This is a genomic window from Pseudomonas sp. IPO3747 (assembly GCF_013385245.1).
Classification (GTDB): domain Bacteria; phylum Pseudomonadota; class Gammaproteobacteria; order Pseudomonadales; family Pseudomonadaceae; genus Aquipseudomonas; species Aquipseudomonas edaphica.
Window position 1 is genome coordinate 98,815 of record NZ_JACAQL010000009.1, and the last position, 18,745, is coordinate 117,559.

The following is an 18,745-nucleotide window of genomic DNA, read 5'->3' on the forward strand; positions in this document are numbered from 1 at the left end:
TACATAACCTGACCTCCTTAGACATAAGGACAAGCTCGGTCGAGCTCCGGCGTAGGATTGTCGAACTGTAGAGACCGCTTTTGGCCGATAGCTGCCCCTCCACAAAAAGCAGTAATCGATATATGTGTACAATCTCAAAGTCGATTTACCGGAAAAAAGTAGGATTTCAACTACAGCCTTCGTGATACATGAAACTTGCTTGTCGACCATCTGATACGCCCGGTAGCACCCTGCTGCGGAGGCTGCACACATCCATGCAGGACACATCAAATTCAAGAAAACAGCAACGATGGCGATACATTTGTGCGTCACCATATCGCCCATGTGTGCTCGCCAAGAACAAGACGTCTCAACATACGGATATAAAAAATGGGCACAGATTTATTTATATTCACACCAGAGCCCAACTCATTGCCTGACTACCATCCCTCCCCCAGGATTTCTGGCTGACATCAGAGCCACCCGTCGCTCTGATATCCAAGCCCCCCAGCCAGACGCATCCATCCGAAACCCCCGGATAACTAAAACCATAGCCTTAAAATTCGCCCACAAAAAAGCCCCAGGTCTTTCGACCTGGGGCTTTTTTATCTGTATCTGGTGCACCCGGCGGGATTCGAACCCACGACCCCTGCCTTCGGAGGGCAGTACTCTATCCAGCTGAGCTACGGATGCTTGTGCGGGCGACATCATACCCATGTCGCCCTGATGCGTCCATTCCAGCGTTTTCGCCGGTAACTGTCGGCCGTTTCCCACCAAAAATGGCTAATCGCCACTCTCATTCACAACTCCCCGCGCCGCACGTCCCTTTGTTTGCTTTGCTCTTGTGGCTTTAAGCCGCTTCCAAGCCGCAATTCCCCAGGTGAACGCATGCATTCCAAAGGAACCGTGATGCTCGATCTCCCGTTGAGACAAACCCTGTTGGCCCGCTCCGATTTGTTTCGAGGTATGCCGGAGCACCTCTTGCGCTACGTTGCCACCCATATGGTGGAGCGCCTGCTGGATGATCGTGAACTGCTGTATTTCAAGGACGACAGCCTCGAATTTATTGCTTTGGTGGTTGAGGGCCGGATTTATTCGGTGGTGCATGGGCCGGACGGCCGGGAGCAGATTATCGGCAGTACCGGGGCCGGGCAGGTGGTGGGGGAGACGGCGTTGATCAAGGATCATGGGCGCGAGTCTTCCACCTTTGCCAGTGGCCCCACGCGGCTGTTGCAACTGGGTAGCCGGCATTTTGGTGTGCTGTTTGAGGAGCCGGTGTTTTTGCGGCGCTTGTTGATGCTGATGATGCTGCGCTTGCTGCAGGCCATCGAGTTGCTGGAGTTGGTGTGCCTGCATCGGTTGGAGTCGCGGTTGGCGCGGTTTCTGTTGGCCAACCTGGGCGATATCGACCTGGCGCTGGCCATGCCGAGTGTCTCTTTGCCCGCCAGCCAGGGGGTGTTGGCGTCGATGCTTAACACCAGCCGTCCCAAGCTCAATGTGCAGCTGCAATTGTGGCGCCGCAGTGGGCTGATCAGCGGCAATCTGGAACGCATGGTGATCAACGATCTCGAGCATTTGCGGCGCAAGGCATTTGCCTTGAATTAGTCATTGCAGTGTTCCGCAGGTAACAGCGCACCCCTGTCCCGCGCTTGCAGACTGGCCCTTCATCAAGGATGCACAGGAGTGCTGGCGATGGGGATGACTGTTCAGTTCAAGGATCAATGGGCCGCCGATGACCGTTTGTTCGAAGCGAGTTGGCGCGCCGTGCAGGGCGAACTCAAGCGGCGCGCGTTGCGGCGGGCCAAGGGCAATCTGGATCAGGGCCAGGAATGGTTGTCGGCCACGGCGATCAAGGCCCTGCTGTTCTTTCGGCGCTCGCCGGAGCGCATTCGCGACCCTCAGGGGTTTCTGTTTCTGGTACTCGACCATGTGTTTCTCGACAGCTTGCGACGCAGCAAGCGCGAGGAGCGGCTGCTCGATGATTCGGTGGACCTCGAGCACGATCACCTGGCCGCACTCGCCGCGCCCTGCGCTTCGGTGCTGGACCGGGTGGAGTGTTACGAGCGCCTGGAGCTGATCGAGGCGCAGGTGGCGCGGTTGCCGGTGTTGCAGCAGCGCTTGTTTGAGATGCGCTTTGTGGATGACCTGCCGTATCCGCAGATCGCTGCCGCGTTGCAGGTCACGCTGCCGCTGGTGCGCAAGCGTGTGCAACTGCTGCGCAACGCCTTGCGCTGAATTTGATTCACACACGCGGGCGCGGGGCGTTCTAGTTGTATGAGCGCGTCCTGCCGCCACTACCCACGCCCAACCCTGGGTGAATGCCATCAAGGAGAGATGTATGACAGAGGTCAACAGCCAGATCACCGACGCGGTCACCCAAACCAACGTCAAAGTGGTGGCAGAAGCGCCGGCCCAGGCCATCGCGTCGCTGTATCAGGTGGCGAGCAGTGCGGCGGGCCTGTCGTTGCAGAACGCGGTCAACAGCCAACAGGCGATGAACCAGATTTCGAATGCGGTGATCTCCAAGGCCGTGGCGCTGATCATGCAGATTGGCGAGAAGGGCTAAGCCCTCGGGAGATCGATTATGTCGTGGTTCAGTAGAAAGAAACCCGCCGCCCCGCAAGCAACGCCCGCCGCCGACCCACCTGCGCCGGCGCCCGCCGCACCGGCCTCGCGCTCGATCATGGCGCGCATGAACGAGCACCTGCTCAACCAGGCGAGCACGCCGTCGCCCGACAGCACCGCGGCCCTCAACAGCCAGATCGTGCAGGCGGTGCAGTTCACCAACTCGCAGAACTTTGCCTATGCGCCGGCGCAGATTGCGGTGCCGGCCGACATGATGATCAGCCAGGCGGCCGGCCTGGTGGCGCAGGCGGCGGCGGGGTATTTCGACGGGGTCAGCAAGATCGCCCTGGCGGCCCAGGCCGTGCTGCTCCAGCAAATGACCGAGAACATCGTCAAGGACAACCTGCCGGCCGCTGCCGAAGACGCCTTGGGCGCCTTGGCCACCGACTTGCTGGTGGGCGCCGCTGCCGCCGTGGCCGCCGCCGCGGGTGCCATGGAAGCCGAGGCCGCCAGCGTGGCCATCGACAAGATCGACCAGAGCATCGCCAAGTACGCCGACACCTTGGCCAACCGGGCTGCGCCAGCGGCCTGAACCGAGCACAACGTTCCAGGGTTCTTCTGGAACGGTGCAACAGCAACTTGAAAGCAACTTTTCTTAAGTGAGGAGCGACATCATGCAGCCTGGAGATATTATTTTTTCGGTGAAGCAAGAAGATGACAGCGCGACGCGCGCGTTCATTCGCGCGGGCCAGTTGGTCAAGGCCAAGGTGTTTTCCCAGGACACGACGTTCCTGAATGTGGTTCATCCGGCGATTGCGGTGAGCGACACCCAGGTGATTGAAAGCGTGGGTGAGGGGCTGTCGCTGACTGACCTCAGCCTTGAAAAGCCCCCGCGTTCGGCGATGGTCTTCTCTTGCATGAGCAGTGAGTTGGGCGAAGCGGCAGTCGTGGCGGCCAAGCAGTTCTACTTCGACAAGATCAGCGGCGATATCCATGGCCGTTACAGCGTGTGGAACGCGATGATTTCTGCATTCCGGCGCTGGACCTCCAACACCAGCCTGGTCGAGCGCATCAACGAGTCGGTGGCGATTGGCAGCAGCTCGTTCTGTTCCCAGTTCGCGGCCAACTGCTATGAAGTGGGCAACCTTTATAACTCGGCCAACCTGCTGCCGCCGCCGCCGGCGATTTTCGGCAACCAACCCAGCGCCATTACCCCTGCGGAGTTGGCGACGTTCTGTGATGCCTCGGCGTATTTTTACTTCTCGGGCTTCTGGCAGGACAACGTCGAGGTGCGGCTTTAGCGGCCCTTCAGCCAGCAACGTAGTGCCCAAGGAGGCCGTCATGGCTCACCCAGCCACACCCTCAGTGCTGTCCAGCGATGATCGCCTGCGCCTGGAAGCGATGCTGCGCAACCCGCAGATCTTCGCCGGAACGCCCCAGGCCATCGTCGACGAAACCCTCAAGCGCGCCAGCCAGGTGCTTGAGCAGTCCAAGGCCAATGAGCAAGCGCTCAAGGCTGCCGCCGAGCAGCGTGAGGCGGCGCTACGCCAAGTGTTGGACGGCGCGGCCCCGGACAAGGACGCGCAACGCAAGGAAGTGCAGGCCCTGATCCAGGTTTTGATTACGCAGATTGAAGCGGCGCTGGGCCCAACTGCGAAACCTTGAGCTCGCGCGTTTCACAGCGCCTGTTTGGCAACGTTCATTCATGAACACGGAATGCACCGTGTACCCCTATAAGGAAATTGATCATGGCATTTGTTAACGAGCAAATTACCGACGCGGTCACCCAGACCAACGTCAAAGTGGTGGCCGAATCGCCGGCGATGGCGATGAGCACTATCTATCAATCCATGGCGCAGGCCACGGCGATTCTGTTCCAGAACGCTGTGTCGGCCCAGCAGCAGCAAAACACCCTGGCCCAGGCGGCCACCAACCAGGGCGTCATGCAGATCTACAGCGTCGATACCACCGCCGGTGCGGCGGCCACCGAAAAAGTCGCCCAAGGCGGCGTCTCGGATAACCTCACCAGCCTGTTGACTGTGCTCAAGTCCTTCCAGCCTTAAGCACTCAGCGATAACGGATGTTGTTCTTTCTCACACCAGGAGTTTCAACCATGAGCACAGTCAGCCCGCAAATCACCGATGCCGTCACCCAGACCAACGTCAAGGTCGTTGCCGAATCGCCAGCGATGGCCATGAGCACGATCTATCAATCCATGGGCCAGGCCACGGCGATCCTGTTCCAGAACTCGGTCTCGGCCCAACAGCAACAAAACACCCTGGCCCAGGCCGCCACCAACCAAGGCGTGATGCAGATCTACAGCGTCGACACCACCGCTGGCGCTGCGGCCACCGAAAAAGTCGCCCAAGGTGGCGTGGCCGACAACTTGACCAGCCTGTTGGCCGTGCTCAAGTCGTTCCAACCGTAAGTTGCAAGGCCCAACAGCCCCGGCGCCCACAAGGCACCGGGGCTGTTGTCGTTTGTGCGCTTGATCTGAAAGATGCATCAAATGCGCCGTTTTCGTTCTTTTTTTCGAACAGACTATTGCCCTGTACCCCCATTGATCCTAGGATTCGTTTGAGATTTCAAACGCTCTGTCTCCCGTGCGCTATTTCACTTATCTCGCGTACTGGGGCTGATTTCCCTGACGGCAGCCCACAAGGCGCCTTTCAACAACTCTAATTCGCTCCGCGTGCGCGCGGTGCTGTTAAGGAAAGCCGACATGCAGCTCAAAGATACCCAGTTGTTCCGCCAACAAGCCTTTATCGATGGCGCTTGGGTCGATGCGGACAACGGTCAAACCATCAAGGTCAACAACCCGGCCACGGGCGAAATTCTCGGCACCGTGCCGAAGATGGGCGCGGCTGAAACCCGCCGCGCCATCGAAGCCGCCGACAAGGCCCTGCCGGCCTGGCGTGCACTCACCGCCAAGGACCGCGCCAACAAGCTGCGTCGCTGGTTTGAGCTGATCATCGAGAACCAGGACGACCTGGCGCGCCTGATGACCCTGGAGCAGGGCAAGCCGCTGGCCGAAGCCAAAGGCGAAATCGTCTACGCCGCTTCCTTTATCGAGTGGTTCGCCGAAGAGGCCAAGCGCGTCTACGGTGATGTGATTCCTGGCCACCAGCCGGACAAGCGCCTGATCGTGATCAAACAACCGATCGGCGTTACCGCGGCCATCACGCCGTGGAACTTCCCGGCCGCGATGATCACCCGTAAAGCCGGCCCAGCGCTGGCCGCCGGTTGCACCATGGTGCTCAAGCCGGCTTCGCAAACCCCGTTCTCGGCGTTCGCCCTGGCTGAACTGGCCCAGCGCGCGGGCATTCCAAAAGGCGTGTTCAGCGTGGTTTCCGGCAGCGCCGGTGATATCGGCAGCGAGCTGACCAGCAACCCGATCGTGCGTAAATTGTCCTTCACCGGCTCCACCGAAATCGGTCGCCAGCTGATGGCCGAATGCGCCAAGGACATCAAGAAAGTCTCCCTGGAGCTGGGCGGCAACGCGCCGTTTATCGTGTTCGACGACGCCGACCTCGATAAGGCCGTCGAAGGCGCGATCATCTCCAAGTACCGCAACAACGGCCAGACCTGCGTGTGTGCCAACCGCCTGTACATCCAGGATTCGGTGTACGACGCGTTCGCCGAAAAACTCAAAGTGGCCGTGGCCAAACTCAAGATCGGCAACGGTCTGGAAGAAGGCACCACCACTGGCCCGCTGATCGACGAAAAAGCCGTGGCCAAGGTTCAGGAGCACATCGCCGATGCCCTGAGCAAAGGTGCCAAGCTGTTGGCCGGTGGCAAGGTGATGGAAGGCAACTTCTTTGAGCCGACCATTCTGGTCAACGTGCCCAAAGACGCTGCTGTTGCCAAGGAAGAAACCTTCGGCCCACTGGCGCCGCTGTTCCGCTTCAAAGACGAAGCCGAAGTGATCGCGATGTCCAACGACACCGAGTTCGGCCTCGCTTCCTACTTCTACGCCCGCGACCTGGGCCGTGTGTTCCGTGTGGCCGAAGCCCTGGAATACGGCATGGTTGGCGTCAACACCGGGTTGATCTCCAACGAAGTGGCGCCGTTCGGCGGCATCAAGGCTTCGGGCCTGGGCCGTGAAGGCTCCAAGTACGGGATCGAGGATTACCTGGAAATCAAATACCTCTGCCTGGGCATCTAAGCTCGGCAAGAGATTGCAGCAAACGCAGAGGGCACGAGAGCGCTGACCCTTTGCGTGTTTGAAGACGTTATTCGTAGTGGCCGGGAAAGCTGTGGCAGTCGATCATCGCATGCTGCCGTAGTTGCCTCCCCGCCACGTATTCCTTGGACCACGCCACCCGATGAGTGGCGAATGAGGACTTTATGAGCAAGACCAACGCATCCCTGATGAAACGCCGCGAAGCCGCTGTACCGCGCGGTGTTGGCCAGATTCACCCGATCTTCGCCGAATCCGCGAAGAACGCCACCGTGACCGACGTTGAAGGTCGCGAGTTCATCGACTTCGCCGGCGGTATCGCCGTGCTGAACACCGGCCACGTGCACCCGAAAATCATCGCCGCCGTGACCGAGCAACTGAACAAGCTGACTCACACCTGCTTCCAGGTGCTGGCTTACGAGCCTTACGTGGAGCTGTGCGAAAAGATCAACGCCAAGGTGCCAGGTGATTTCGCCAAGAAAACCCTGCTGGTCACCACCGGTTCCGAAGCGGTCGAAAACGCCGTAAAAATCGCCCGCGCCGCCACTGGCCGTGCTGGCGTAATCGCGTTTACCGGCGCTTACCACGGCCGCACCATGATGACCTTGGGCCTCACTGGTAAAGTCGTGCCGTACTCGGCCGGCATGGGCCTGATGCCAGGCGGCGTATTCCGCGCACTGTTCCCGAACGAACTGCACGGCGTGAGCGATGATGACGCTATCGCCAGCATCGAACGCATCTTCAAAAACGATGCCGAGCCGCGTGATATCGCTGCGATCATCATCGAGCCGGTGCAGGGCGAAGGCGGTTTCTACGTCGCGCCTAAATCCTTCATGAAGCGCCTGCGCGAACTGTGCGACAAGCACGGCATCCTGCTGATCGCCGACGAAGTGCAAACCGGTGCCGGCCGTACCGGTACGTTCTTCGCCATGGAACAGATGGGCGTGGCTGCCGACCTGACCACCTTCGCCAAATCCATCGCTGGCGGCTTCCCGCTGGCCGGTGTGTGCGGCAAGGCTGAATACATGGACGCCATTGCGCCAGGCGGCCTGGGCGGCACTTATGCCGGTAGCCCGATTGCTTGCGCTGCTGCGCTGGCGGTGATGGAAGTGTTCGAAGAAGAGCACCTGCTGGACCGCTGCAAGGCGGTTGGCGAGCGCTTGGTGACGGGCCTCAAAGCCATTCAAGCCAAGTACCCGGTGATCGGCGAAGTGCGTGCCCTGGGCGCTATGATCGCGGTCGAGCTGTTCGAAGATGGCGACAGCCACAAGCCAAACGCCGCTGCCGTGGCTTCCGTGGTGGCCAAGGCGCGTGACAAGGGCCTGATCCTGCTGTCTTGCGGCACCTACGGCAACGTGTTGCGCGTACTGGTGCCGCTGACCTCGCCGGACGAGCAGTTGGACAAAGGCTTGGCGATCATCGAAGAGTGCTTCTCCGAGCTGTAAGCGGCGCTTGACCTGATCGACAGAAAAAACCCGCCTCGGCGGGTTTTTTTGTGCCCGCTGCAGCACATTCAGGCCATGTTCATTGTACGCAGGCGGCGTGATTGTCTAAGGTGCAAGTATTGCCGATGGAGCGTGCTGGATGACTGCTGTTGATTTACCCGCTGTACCCCGCGTGTTGATTGCCGAGGCGGACCCTTGGTCGCGGGACCTGCTCAAGCAAGTGTTGTTGAATGTGCGCTGCGACGCGCGGCTGGATGTGTGTGCCGATGGCCAGGAAGCGGCCACGCTGTTGCGAGACAAAACCTACGACCTGATCCTGGCGGATTGGGAACTGCCGGGCGTCGATGGCCTGAGCCTGCTGCGCAGCGTGCGCCAGAAGCGCCGTTCGCTGCCGTTTATTCTGCTGAGCAGTCGCAATGACAGCGCCAGCGTGCGCGAAGCCTTGCCCCTGGCGCCCACGGCGTATCTGACCAAACCCCTGAACATGGAAGGCCTGACCCAGCGCCTGCAAGACCTGCTGCTCGATGAAGGCGAAAGTGTGTATTGCGAGATACCGCCGCTGGCGCCCGGTATGGCCTTGCCAGTGTTCCTTGAACGCCGCCGCGACGTCTGTGATGGTGCGCCGCTGCGGGTCGATGTGAAAGCCGCCGTGCAACACAGCTTGGCGCCGGACGGCCTGGACCTCAAGCAACTGGAAGATCAGGTAAAAGCCGACCCGCAAATCACCGCTGTGCTGATCGCCGCCGCCAACAGCGCCGGCCATCACGGCACGCCGGTGCAGACCCTGGCCGCTGCACTGCAAAAGCTCGCCGCCGGGCAGAGCATGAACCTGATCCTGGGCCTGGCGCTCAAGCACAACGTGGTGCTGGGTGACCCGGCGCTGGTGGCCTACGCCGAGCGCCACTGGCAGTTGTCCCAGGACACCGCCGACTACGGCCGCCGCCTGGCGCGCATGCTGGAACTGGACCACGAACGTTGCTACTGCGCGGGCATTCTGCATCGGCTGGGTGACTTGGCCTTGTTACGCTGCCTGGAAGACTGGCGCCTGGGTGGCGGGGCGCTGGATGACGAGGCAATCGGTGAGTCCCTCGACACCTTTGGCGCCGCCTATGGCTCGGCGTTGCGCACGCGCTGGCGCTTGCCGCTGGAGTTGCGGCAGTTGATTGCGGCGACCTATTCACTCGAGGGCGGGGTGTATTCGCGCGACGCGCTGGTGGTGAACCTGGCGGCGCAAATGGCGCGTCTGACCGAGCATGAGGGGTTGGAAGCGCTGGCCAAGAGCAAGACGGCCAGGTTACTCAAGGTGGGCTTGTCGGAGCTGACGCGGGTGCGCAAAACCTAGCGGGCAACGAAGTTCAGGTCTGGGAGCGGGCTTGTGTGGGAGCCGGGCTTGCCCGCGATAGCATCAACTCGGTACCCCTGATAGACCGAGGTGCCGGCATCGCAGGCAAGCCAGCTCCCACACAAGCCAGCTCCCAACCAGGCCGGTTCCCATTGGTTGATCGAGTTCTAGCCCTCTATGACGCGGTTCTTGCCTTGGCGCTTGGCCTCGTACATGGCGGCATCGGCCCGTGCGAACAGGCTGTCCAGGGTTGAGTCGTCTTCACGCAGGTTGGCCAGGCCTTGGCTGACGGTCACGGTAAACTCCCGGCCTTCATAGCTGAAACTCAGGGCCTGGATTTCCTTGCCGAGCCGTTCGGCTACCTGCAACGCCATGTGCGGCGCACAGCCAGGCAGTACCGCAGCGAACTCTTCGCCGCCAATGCGCCCGAACAGGTCGCCACGGCGCAGCACGCCGCGACCGCTCTCGGCGATACGCCGCAGCACCTGGTCGCCTTCCAGGTGGCCGTAGCTGTCGTTGACGTCTTTGAAGTCATCGATGTCCAGCAGCAGGAACGCCAGCGGGGCGCTTTGGGCGCAGGCGCTGTCGAACGCCTGGTTGGCGCATTCGAAAAAGTGCCTGCGGTTGCTGCTTTGGGTCAGCACATCAGTGGTGGCGAGTCGGTGCAGCTCCAACTCCATGTGCTTTTTTTCGGTGATGTCTTCGGCCATGCCCACCACAATCAACGGCTTGCCGGGTTCGACTTGTTGGTTGATATAGCACTTGTCGCTCAGCCAGCGAATCTGCCCGTCGGCGGTGATGATGCGGTACTCGCGGTCCTCCACGGCGCCGTCTTCCAGCACGCGGGCCAGGCTGTGTTCGGCGTAGTCGAGGTCTTCGGGGTGAATGCTGTTGCGCCATTCGCGGTGGTCGGCGAGCAGTAAACCTGCGGATCGGCCAAACACCCGCTCGTAGGCCGGGCTCACGTACAACACACGCCGGGTTTCCCAATCGATGGCCCACAGCACGGCATTCACGCTGACCAACAGTGAACTGAGCAGTTGTTCACGCTCACTCAGCCGTTCGACTTCACCTTGGGCATGCATCAGCGCCAGCAGGGTGGCCGCCGCAGCCGGGCGTGGGTGCTCAGCGACGGGCGCATCGGTTGAATAAGGCTTTTCGGGAACCATCGGCACAACTCTCTCTGGGCTCGCCGCAGGATGGAGCAGCGGTCAGTGCAAGGGCCACCATGATGGCGAAGTGTTCCTTGAGAGAGGGGATTTGCGGTGAAGTTCCGTGAACGGGCTGACTAAGAAATGGCGTCAGAAACCAGTATGCAGAGCGCGGGCTTACTGTGGCGAGCGGGCTTGCCCCGCGTTGGGGCGCGCAGCGGCCCCAATAAAAACACCGCGTTCTGCCAGGCAGGGCGCGGTGTTTGGTTTCAGGGCTGCTTCGCAGCCCAACGCAGGGCAAGCCTGCTCGCCACAGCAAGCCCGCTCACCACTAGACCGTGTCAGACCGCTGCAGGGCGCAGCGAGTAGGTCTTCAACTGGTGGGCAAAATCGCGCAGGGACTGAATGCCGCTGGCCTCAGCCTCATGCACCCATTCCTTGATCGCGGCCAGCATGTCGTGGCCATTGGTGCTGGTCTTCAGCCAGATCTGCTGCAGCGCCAGGCGCTTCTCGTAGATCACGGTCAGCGCGTGGCTGTGTTCGAGCATGCTCTGGATGCGCACGTGGTGGCGGTCATCCAGCAGGCTGGTTTCACGCGACAACAGGCGCTTGGCGCGGTGGAACTGGTGGCGTACCGAATGATCGACCTTTTCCAGCTCCTGCTTGACCAGTGGGCCAATCACCAACTTGCGGTACTGGGCCATGATCTGGAAGCGGTTGTTGAGGATCGCCATGGCGGTGTCCATGTCCAGGTGGCCTTTGCCTTCCACGCGATGCGCGATCGGCGCGACGCGCTGCACCTTGGCCAGACGCAGGAAGCTGAACACTTTGATCCACGCCCAACCCAGGTCGAACTCCCACTTCTTCACCGACAGCTTGGCCGAGTTCGGGTAAGTGTGGTGGTTGTTGTGCAGCTCTTCGCCGCCAACAATGATGCCCCACGGCACCAGGTTGGTGGCGGCGTCACGGCACTCAAAGTTGCGATAACCGACCGCATGGCCAAGGCCGTTGATGACGCCGGCGGCCCAGAACGGGATCCACATCATCTGGATCGCCCAGATGGTGATGCCAATGGTGCCGAACAGCAGCAGGTCGATGACCCCCATGATCGCCACGCCCAGCAGCGGGTAAGGCGTATAGATTTTGCGTTCGATCCAGTCGTCCGGGCAGTTTTTGCCGTAGATGCGCAGGGTCTCGGGGTTCTCGGCCTCGGCGCGGTACAGCTCGGCGCCTTTGCGCAGTACGGTGGACAAACCCTTGATGACCGGGCTGTGCGGGTCGTCGACGGTTTCGCACTTGGCGTGGTGCTTGCGGTGGATGGCGGTCCACTCGCGGGTGTTCTGCGCCGTGGTCAGCCACAGCCAGAAGCGGAAGAAGTGTTTCAGGCCGGCATTGAGCTCCAGGGAGCGATGGGCTGAATAACGGTGCAGATAGACCGTGACCCCAACAATGGTCACGTGGGTCATCAACAGCGTGACTGCCACCAGTTGCCAGGCTGACAGGTCAAGAAAACCGTTGTACCACATAGGCTGTATGGCCCTCAGATAAAGAAAAAAACAGCTCACGCATTATCACTAAGCCTACAGAGAAAACCAGCCGCCCTTTCAGATAGGAGTGACTGGATGTTTCTTATTCTATAATCCGCAGCGTTTGTAGGGCGATTTTGTTTTTTGGGTAAGGATTACTGACCATATGCTGTTTTCGTACCGAGGTGCCCTGCGGGTGGGGCTGGTATACCTGCTGGTTTCCGTTGTGTGGCTCCAGCTCAGCAACCACCTATTGATCAACTTTCTCGATGACCCGAGGCAGTTAGGACGTTGGTTGCAGGCGCGCGGTTATGTGTGGGTGGCCCTCAGCGCGTTGGCCATTTACCTGATCTGTGCCCGTTTTGCCCGCACCCATCGGTTGCAGCAACCCTTGAAAGAAAACCATGAACGCCTGCAACAGGCCGCCGCCGTGTTCGATTGCACCCGTGAAGGCGTACTGGTCACCGACGCCCAAGGGCTGATCGTGCATGTGAACCGTGCATTTATGGAGATCACCGGTTACAGCCGTGAGGACGTGATGGGCGAACGGCCGAGCCTGTTCAAGTCCGGACGCCATTCGTCGAATTTTTATCAACAGATGTTCCAGACCCTCGAACGCACCGGCGAGTGGAGCGGCGAAATCTGGAACCGGCGTAAGAGCGGTGAGATTTATCCACAGTGGCAAACCATCCGAGTTATCCACAATGACCAGGGCAAGGTCAGCCATTACGTCGCGGTGTTTTCCGACATCAGCGCCATCAAGGACTCCGAGCACGAACTGGCGCACCTGGCCCACCACGACCCGCTCACCGACTTGCCCAACCGCCTGCTGTTCACCGACCGCGCCGAGCAGGCGCTGGCCTCGGCGCAAGTGCACAAACGCGGCTGCGCGTTGCTGTTGATGGACCTGGACCACTTCAAGATCATCAACGACAGCCTCGGCCATAATGTCGGTGACCAGCTGCTCAAGGCCGTTGGCGAGCGGTTAAAGGGCCTGTTCGGCCCCGGCGTGACCCTGGCGCGCCTCGGTGGCGATGAGTTCGCCGTGCTGGCCGAAAGTTGTCCACAGGTGGTGCAGGCTGCCGCGCTGGCACAGCGCATGCTCGATGCGATGAAAGAGCCGTTTGTGTTCGACGGCAACCAGTTGTTTATCAGCGCCAGCATCGGAATCAGTCTGTTTCCCAGTGATGCCCTGAGCGCCGAACAACTGCTGCGCAATGCCGACTCCGCGCTGTTCAAAGCCAAGAGCGCCGGCCGCGAAGGTTATGCGCTGTACACCGAAGAACTGACGGCCCACGCCCAGCACCGCGTGGAAATCGCCAGCGAACTGCGCCGCGCCCTCGATCAGCAAGAGCTGCGTGTGTACTACCAGCCCGTGCACGACCTGCAAGACAGCCGCCTGGTCGGCGTCGAAGCCCTGGTGCGCTGGCAACACCCTGAGCGCGGCCTGGTGCCGCCGGGTGAATTTATCCCGATTGCCGAGCGCACCGGGCTGATTGCCGATATCGACGCCTGGGTGATGGACCAGGCCTGCCGCCAGATGGGCCAATGGCTGGCCGATGGCGCGCCGTTGAGCTTTATTGCGGTGAATGTTTCAAGCCGTTTGTTTGCCCGGCGTGAACTGTATGAGCAAGTCGCCCAGGTGCTGCACACCACCGGCCTTGACCCGGCTTACCTGGAGCTGGAGGTCACCGAAAGCGCTGTGATGGAAGACCCCGAAGTCGCCCTTGAGCAATTGCACCGCCTGCGCGAGCTGGGCCTGCGCCTTGCGATCGACGACTTTGGCACCGGTTATTCGTCATTGCTGCGCCTCAAGCGCTTGCCGGTGCAGAAGCTCAAGATCGACCAGGGCTTTGTCGCCGGCTTGCCGTGGGATGAAGACGACGCGGCGATTGTGCGCGTGGTGATCGCGTTGGCAAAAAGCATGGGCATGCAGGTGCATGCTGAAGGCATTGAGCAGGTGGAGCAGGCAAGGTTCTTGTTGGCGCAGGAATGTGATCTGGGCCAAGGGTACTGGTTTGGCCGGCCGGTGCCAGCGCAAGAAATGGATTGGGCCAGGGCACCCTCTATCCGCATGTGAAATGCAGGCCAATGTGGGAGCCGGGCTTGCCCGCGATGAGGCAGTATCAGTCGAAACATCAGTGCCTGACACACCGCGATCGCGGGCAAGCCCGGCTCCCACAGGGTTTAGCGGTGCTTGGGTAGCAGTATTTTCCAGGCCAAAACCTTCGCAACCCCACGTCCTGTCAGAAAATTCTTTCTGGTTATATAAACATTCTTAAATAGTATTTTTAAGAATATCCGCGCTTATCTACTATCGCCCTCACGCCGCAAGCAGTGCCGCCACTGCCAGGCACTATTCATTTCAGGAGCGAGACCATGAGCGCATCTCTACGTAGCGTCGACGGCCAGGACGAAGCAGCCATTTTGCGTGAGATCCAGAGCGCCTTGCGCGACCTGCGGTTTGGCGCGGTGGAAATCACTGTGCACAACGCCCAAGTGGTACAGATCGAACGCAAGGAAAAATTCCGTTTGCAGAACCCCGGTAACAAACCGAGCTAAGCAACAACGGCGATTCGCATGCTAGACCCGCAACTATAAGAAAAAGCCAACACCCAAGAATTATCAGGAGCTTCTATGTCGTCGATTCGCCGTTACGCCCTGGCCGCACTGGCCAGCGCCGTGTTTGCCGGTTCCGCCGTTGCCAAGGACTACGAGTTGCTCAACGTCTCGTATGACCCGACCCGTGAGCTGTACCAGGACTACAACGCTGAATTCACCAGCTACTGGAAACAGTCCCACCCTGGCGACAACGTGAAGATCCAGCAATCCCACGGTGGCTCGGGCAAGCAAGGCCGTGCGGTGATCGACGGCTTGCGCGCCGACGTAGTGACCCTGGCCCTGGCTGGCGACATCGATGAAATCGCCAAACTGGGCAAGACCCTGCCGGAAAACTGGCAAACCCGCCTGCCGGATGCGAGCACTCCGTACACCTCGACCATCGTGTTCCTGGTGCGCAAGGGCAACCCTAAAGGCATCAAGGACTGGGGCGACCTGATCAAGAAAGACGTTTCCGTTATCACGCCTAACCCGAAAACCTCCGGCGGTGCGCGCTGGAACTTCCTCGCCGCGTGGGCCTACGGCCTTAAATCCGGCGGCAGCGAAGCCAAGGCCCAGGAATACGTAAAAGAGCTGTTCAAGCACGTGCCGATCCTCGACACCGGCGCTCGCGGTTCGACCATCACCTTCGTCAACAACGGTCAGGGTGACGTGTTGCTGGCGTGGGAAAACGAGGCGTTCCTGGCACTCAAAGAAGACGGCGGCGCCGACAAGTTCGATATCGTCGTGCCGTCCCTGTCGATCCTCGCGGAGCCGCCAGTGGCCGTGGTCGACAAAAACGCCGAGAAAAAGGGCAATACCGAGATCGCCACCGAATACCTCAAGCACCTGTACAGCCCGGCTGGCCAGGAGATTGCGGCGAAGAACTTCTACCGCCCACGCGATGCAAAAGTGGCCGCCAAATACGCCCAGCAGTTCCCGAAACTGGACCTGGTGACTATCGACAAAGACTTCGGCGGCTGGAAAACTGCCCAACCGAAATTCTTTAACGACGGTGGCGTGTTCGACCAGATCTACACGGCGCAGTAAGCCAAATTACCTGTAGGAGCCCGCCTTTCGGCGGGGGCCGGCTTGTGTGGGAGCTGGCTTGCCTGCGATAGCATCACCAAGGTGTGACTGACACACCGAGGTGCCTGCATCGCAGGCAAGCCAGCTCCCACAGAAAGGCAGTGGTGTTTACCCTTTAACCAAGGACTCTTATGTCGCGTCGTATTTCCCCCGTCATACCCGGCTTCGGGCTGACGCTGGGCTACACCGTGGTGTACCTCAGCCTGATCGTACTCATCCCCCTGGCGGCGATGTTTGTACATGCCGCTCAACTCACTTGGGATCAGTTCTGGGCCATCATTACCGCACCGCGGGTGCTGGCGGCGTTAAAACTGAGCTTCGGCACCGCGTTCGTCGCGGCGATCATCAACGGCGTGATCGGCACACTGCTGGCCTGGGTGCTGGTGCGTTACACCTTCCCTGGCCGCAAGGTCATCGATGCGATGATCGACTTGCCGTTTGCCCTGCCCACCGCAGTGGCCGGTATTGCCCTCACTGCGCTGTACGCACCGGCAGGCCTGGTCGGGCAATTCGCAACCGACCTGGGCTTTAAAATCGCCTACACCCCAATCGGCATCACCCTGGCACTGACTTTCGTCACCTTGCCCTTTGTGGTGCGTACGGTGCAGCCGGTACTGGCCGATATCCCGCGTGAAATCGAAGAAGCCGCCGCCTGCCTGGGCGCCAAGCCCTTGCAGGTGTTCCGCTACATCCTCGTACCCGCATTGCTGCCCGCCTGGCTGACTGGCTTCGCGCTGGCCTTCGCCCGTGGGGTGGGTGAGTACGGTTCGGTGATCTTCATCGCCGGCAACATGCCGATGAAAACCGAGATTCTGCCGTTGCTGATCATGGTCAAGCTCGACCAATACGACTACACCGGCGCCACCGCCATCGGCGTGATGATGCTGGTGGTTTCCTTTGTCCTGCTGCTGCTGATCAACTTGCTGCAGCGGCGCATCGAAACCCCATAAGGAGGCGCGGAACATGTCCCAATCGTCTATTTCCGCTGCGTCCTCGGCCAACGCTGCCCGTCGTGGCAGCGCGGTGTCGCGTCGCATCCTGATCACACTTGGCTGGCTGGTGTTCGCGCTGTTCCTGCTGCTGCCGCTGTTTATCGTGGTGTCCCAGGGTTTGAAGAATGGCCTCGGCGCGTTCTTCACGGCGATCCTTGAGCCGGACGCGCTGTCGGCGCTCAAGCTCACGGTGATCGCCGTGGTGATTTCGGTGCCGCTCAACCTGGTGTTCGGCGTCAGCGCCGCGTGGTGTGTGAGCAAGTACTCGTTCCGTGGCAAGAGCATTCTGGTCACGCTGATCGACCTGCCGTTCTCGGTGTCGCCGGTGATCGCGGGCCTGGTCTACGTGCTGATGTTCGGCGCCCAGGGCTTCTTCGGCCCGTGGCTGCAAGACCATGACATCCAGATCGTGTTCGCCTTGCCGGGCATTGTGCTGGCGACCATCTTCGTGACGGTGCCGTTCGTGGCCCGTGAACTGATCCCGTTGATGCAGGAGCAGGGCACCCAGGAAGAAGAAGCCGCACGCCTGTTGGGTGCCAATGGCTGGCAGATGTTCTGGCATGTGACCGTGCCGAACATCAAGTGGGGCCTGATCTACGGCGTGGTGCTGTGTACCGCGCGGGCGATGGGTGAGTTCGGCGCGGTGTCGGTGGTGTCCGGCCACATTCGCGGCGTGACCAACACCTTGCCGCTGCACGTCGAGATCCTCTACAACGAATACAACCATGTCGCCGCGTTTGCCGTCGCGAGCCTGTTGCTGATCCTGGCGCTCTTCATCCTGCTGCTCAAGCAGTGGAGCGAGAACCGTATCAACCGCCTGCGCAACAGCGCCGGTGAGGAATAAGTCATGTCGATCGAAGTCCGTAATGTCAGCAAGAACTTCAACGCCTTCAAGGCCCTGAACAGCATCAATCTGGACATCCAGAGTGGCGAGCTGGTGGCGTTGCTGGGCCCGTCCGGCTGCGGCAAGACCACCTTGCTGCGCATCATTGCAGGCCTGGAAACCCCGGACGCCGGCAGCATCGTGTTCCACGGCGAAGACGTGTCCGGCCACGACGTGCGTGATCGCAACGTCGGCTTTGTGTTCCAGCACTACGCGCTGTTCCGCCACATGACCGTGTTCGACAACGTTGCCTTCGGCCTGCGCATGAAGCCGAAAAACCAGCGCCCGAGCGAAAGCCAGATTGCGGTCAAAGTGCATGAACTGCTGAATATGGTGCAGCTTGATTGGCTGTCGGATCGCTACCCGGAACAACTCTCCGGTGGCCAGCGTCAGCGTATCGCCCTGGCGCGCGCCCTGGCGGTAGAACCCAAGGTGCTGCTGCTGGATGAACCCTTCGGCGCCCTTGATGCCAAGGTGCGTAAAGAGCTGCGCCGCTGGCTGGCGCGCCTGCACGAAGATATCAACCTCACCTCGGTGTTCGTGACCCACGACCAGGAAGAGGCCATGGAAGTCGCCGACCGTATCGTGGTGATGAACAAGGGCGTGATCGAGCAGATCGGCTCACCGGGCGAAGTCTACGAAAACCCGGCCAGCGATTTTGTGTATCACTTCCTCGGTGATTCCAACCGTCTGCACTTGGGCGAAGACAAGCACGTGCTGTTCCGCCCGCATGAAGTGTCGCTGTCGCGCCATGAGCTGGAAGATCACCACGCGGCGCAAGTGCGCGATATTCGCCCGCTCGGCGCCACCACACGGGTGACGCTGAAGGTCGAAGGCCAAAGCGAGCTGATCGAGGCCGAAGTGGTCAAAGACCACGACAGCCTGACCGGATTGGCGCGTGGCGAGACCTTGTTCTTCAAACCCAAGGTCTGGCAAAAAGCCTGACCCTCAGATCGTTCACTCTGCGTGGGAACGATCATGTGGGAGCTGGCTTG

Annotated in this window: 19 protein-coding genes and 1 tRNA gene; 17 read left to right on the forward strand and 3 right to left on the reverse strand. The window is 60.4% G+C overall.

Annotated elements, in window-relative coordinates:
• Nucleotides 1-595: 595 nt before the first annotated feature.
• Nucleotides 596-672, reverse strand: a tRNA-Arg gene (locus tag HX790_RS13645).
• Between the two features lie 195 nt (nt 673-867).
• Here HX790_RS13645 and HX790_RS13650 point away from each other — a divergent pair.
• The 11 genes from HX790_RS13650 (at nt 868) to HX790_RS13700 (ending at nt 9,511) form a co-directional block, all read left to right on the forward strand.
• Nucleotides 868-1,584 (forward strand): Crp/Fnr family transcriptional regulator, encoded by a 717-nt coding sequence (locus tag HX790_RS13650; protein WP_099549558.1) that lies wholly within the window; start codon nt 868-870, stop codon nt 1,582-1,584.
• 87 nt (nt 1,585-1,671) lie between these two features.
• On the forward strand, nt 1,672-2,214 hold the full coding sequence (locus tag HX790_RS13655; protein WP_176991669.1) for an RNA polymerase sigma factor: 543 nt from the start codon (nt 1,672-1,674) through the stop codon (nt 2,212-2,214).
• Between the two features lie 103 nt (nt 2,215-2,317).
• A complete protein-coding gene (locus HX790_RS13660) occupies nt 2,318-2,545 on the forward strand; it encodes a RebB family R body protein (RefSeq protein WP_003187543.1) in 228 nt (75 codons plus the stop codon).
• 18 nt (nt 2,546-2,563) lie between these two features.
• A complete protein-coding gene (locus HX790_RS13665) occupies nt 2,564-3,136 on the forward strand; it encodes a hypothetical protein (RefSeq protein ID WP_099549556.1) in 573 nt (190 codons plus the stop codon).
• 82 nt (nt 3,137-3,218) lie between these two features.
• Entirely contained in the window at nt 3,219-3,845 is a 627-nt protein-coding gene (locus tag HX790_RS13670) for a hypothetical protein (RefSeq protein WP_017136688.1), read from the forward strand.
• Nucleotides 3,846-3,885: 40 nt separating this feature from the next.
• Nucleotides 3,886-4,209, forward strand: coding sequence for a hypothetical protein (locus HX790_RS13675; protein WP_017136689.1), 324 nt, complete (start codon nt 3,886-3,888; stop codon nt 4,207-4,209).
• Between the two features lie 83 nt (nt 4,210-4,292).
• A complete protein-coding gene (locus tag HX790_RS13680) occupies nt 4,293-4,607 on the forward strand; it encodes a RebB family R body protein (RefSeq protein WP_005783676.1) in 315 nt (104 codons plus the stop codon).
• Between the two features lie 50 nt (nt 4,608-4,657).
• The gene (locus tag HX790_RS13685) at nt 4,658-4,972 is read left to right on the forward strand and encodes a RebB family R body protein (protein WP_003187551.1); all 315 of its coding nucleotides are present in this window, start codon (nt 4,658-4,660) and stop codon (nt 4,970-4,972) included.
• A 294-nt stretch (nt 4,973-5,266) separates the two neighbouring features.
• Entirely contained in the window at nt 5,267-6,709 is a 1,443-nt protein-coding gene (gene gabD, locus HX790_RS13690; protein WP_017136690.1) for an NADP-dependent succinate-semialdehyde dehydrogenase, read from the forward strand.
• A 182-nt stretch (nt 6,710-6,891) separates the two neighbouring features.
• The gene (gabT, locus tag HX790_RS13695) at nt 6,892-8,169 is read left to right on the forward strand and encodes a 4-aminobutyrate--2-oxoglutarate transaminase (protein WP_012721619.1); all 1,278 of its coding nucleotides are present in this window, start codon (nt 6,892-6,894) and stop codon (nt 8,167-8,169) included.
• Nucleotides 8,170-8,308: 139 nt separating this feature from the next.
• The gene (locus tag HX790_RS13700; RefSeq protein WP_017136691.1) at nt 8,309-9,511 is read left to right on the forward strand and encodes an HDOD domain-containing protein; all 1,203 of its coding nucleotides are present in this window, start codon (nt 8,309-8,311) and stop codon (nt 9,509-9,511) included.
• Between the two features lie 167 nt (nt 9,512-9,678).
• Here the strand turns inward: HX790_RS13700 and HX790_RS13705 are convergent, their stop codons facing one another.
• Nucleotides 9,679-10,680 (reverse strand): sensor domain-containing diguanylate cyclase, encoded by a 1,002-nt coding sequence (locus HX790_RS13705; protein WP_020372691.1) that lies wholly within the window; start codon nt 10,678-10,680, stop codon nt 9,679-9,681.
• Between the two features lie 323 nt (nt 10,681-11,003).
• A complete protein-coding gene (gene desA, locus HX790_RS13710; protein WP_017136693.1) occupies nt 11,004-12,188 on the reverse strand; it encodes a delta-9 fatty acid desaturase DesA in 1,185 nt (394 codons plus the stop codon).
• Nucleotides 12,189-12,354: 166 nt separating this feature from the next.
• Here desA and dibA point away from each other — a divergent pair, with 166 nt between their 5' ends.
• The 6 genes from dibA (at nt 12,355) to HX790_RS13740 (ending at nt 18,695) form a co-directional block, all read left to right on the forward strand.
• Complete coding sequence (gene dibA, locus HX790_RS13715; protein ID WP_176991670.1) at nt 12,355-14,268, forward strand: phosphodiesterase DibA; 1,914 nt, start codon at nt 12,355-12,357, stop codon at nt 14,266-14,268.
• Between the two features lie 299 nt (nt 14,269-14,567).
• Nucleotides 14,568-14,750: a sulfur starvation response protein OscA gene (gene oscA, locus HX790_RS13720; protein ID WP_003170956.1), complete on the forward strand. Its 183-nt coding sequence runs from the start codon at nt 14,568-14,570 to the stop codon at nt 14,748-14,750.
• 75 nt (nt 14,751-14,825) lie between these two features.
• Nucleotides 14,826-15,836, forward strand: coding sequence for a sulfate ABC transporter substrate-binding protein (locus tag HX790_RS13725; RefSeq protein ID WP_003170959.1), 1,011 nt, complete (start codon nt 14,826-14,828; stop codon nt 15,834-15,836).
• 170 nt (nt 15,837-16,006) lie between these two features.
• The gene (gene cysT / locus HX790_RS13730) at nt 16,007-16,825 is read left to right on the forward strand and encodes a sulfate ABC transporter permease subunit CysT (protein WP_017136695.1); all 819 of its coding nucleotides are present in this window, start codon (nt 16,007-16,009) and stop codon (nt 16,823-16,825) included.
• 13 nt (nt 16,826-16,838) lie between these two features.
• Nucleotides 16,839-17,711: a sulfate ABC transporter permease subunit CysW gene (gene cysW, locus HX790_RS13735; RefSeq protein WP_017136696.1), complete on the forward strand. Its 873-nt coding sequence runs from the start codon at nt 16,839-16,841 to the stop codon at nt 17,709-17,711.
• Between the two features lie 3 nt (nt 17,712-17,714).
• The gene (locus tag HX790_RS13740; protein WP_017136697.1) at nt 17,715-18,695 is read left to right on the forward strand and encodes a sulfate/molybdate ABC transporter ATP-binding protein; all 981 of its coding nucleotides are present in this window, start codon (nt 17,715-17,717) and stop codon (nt 18,693-18,695) included.
• Nucleotides 18,696-18,745: the final 50 nt, after the last annotated feature.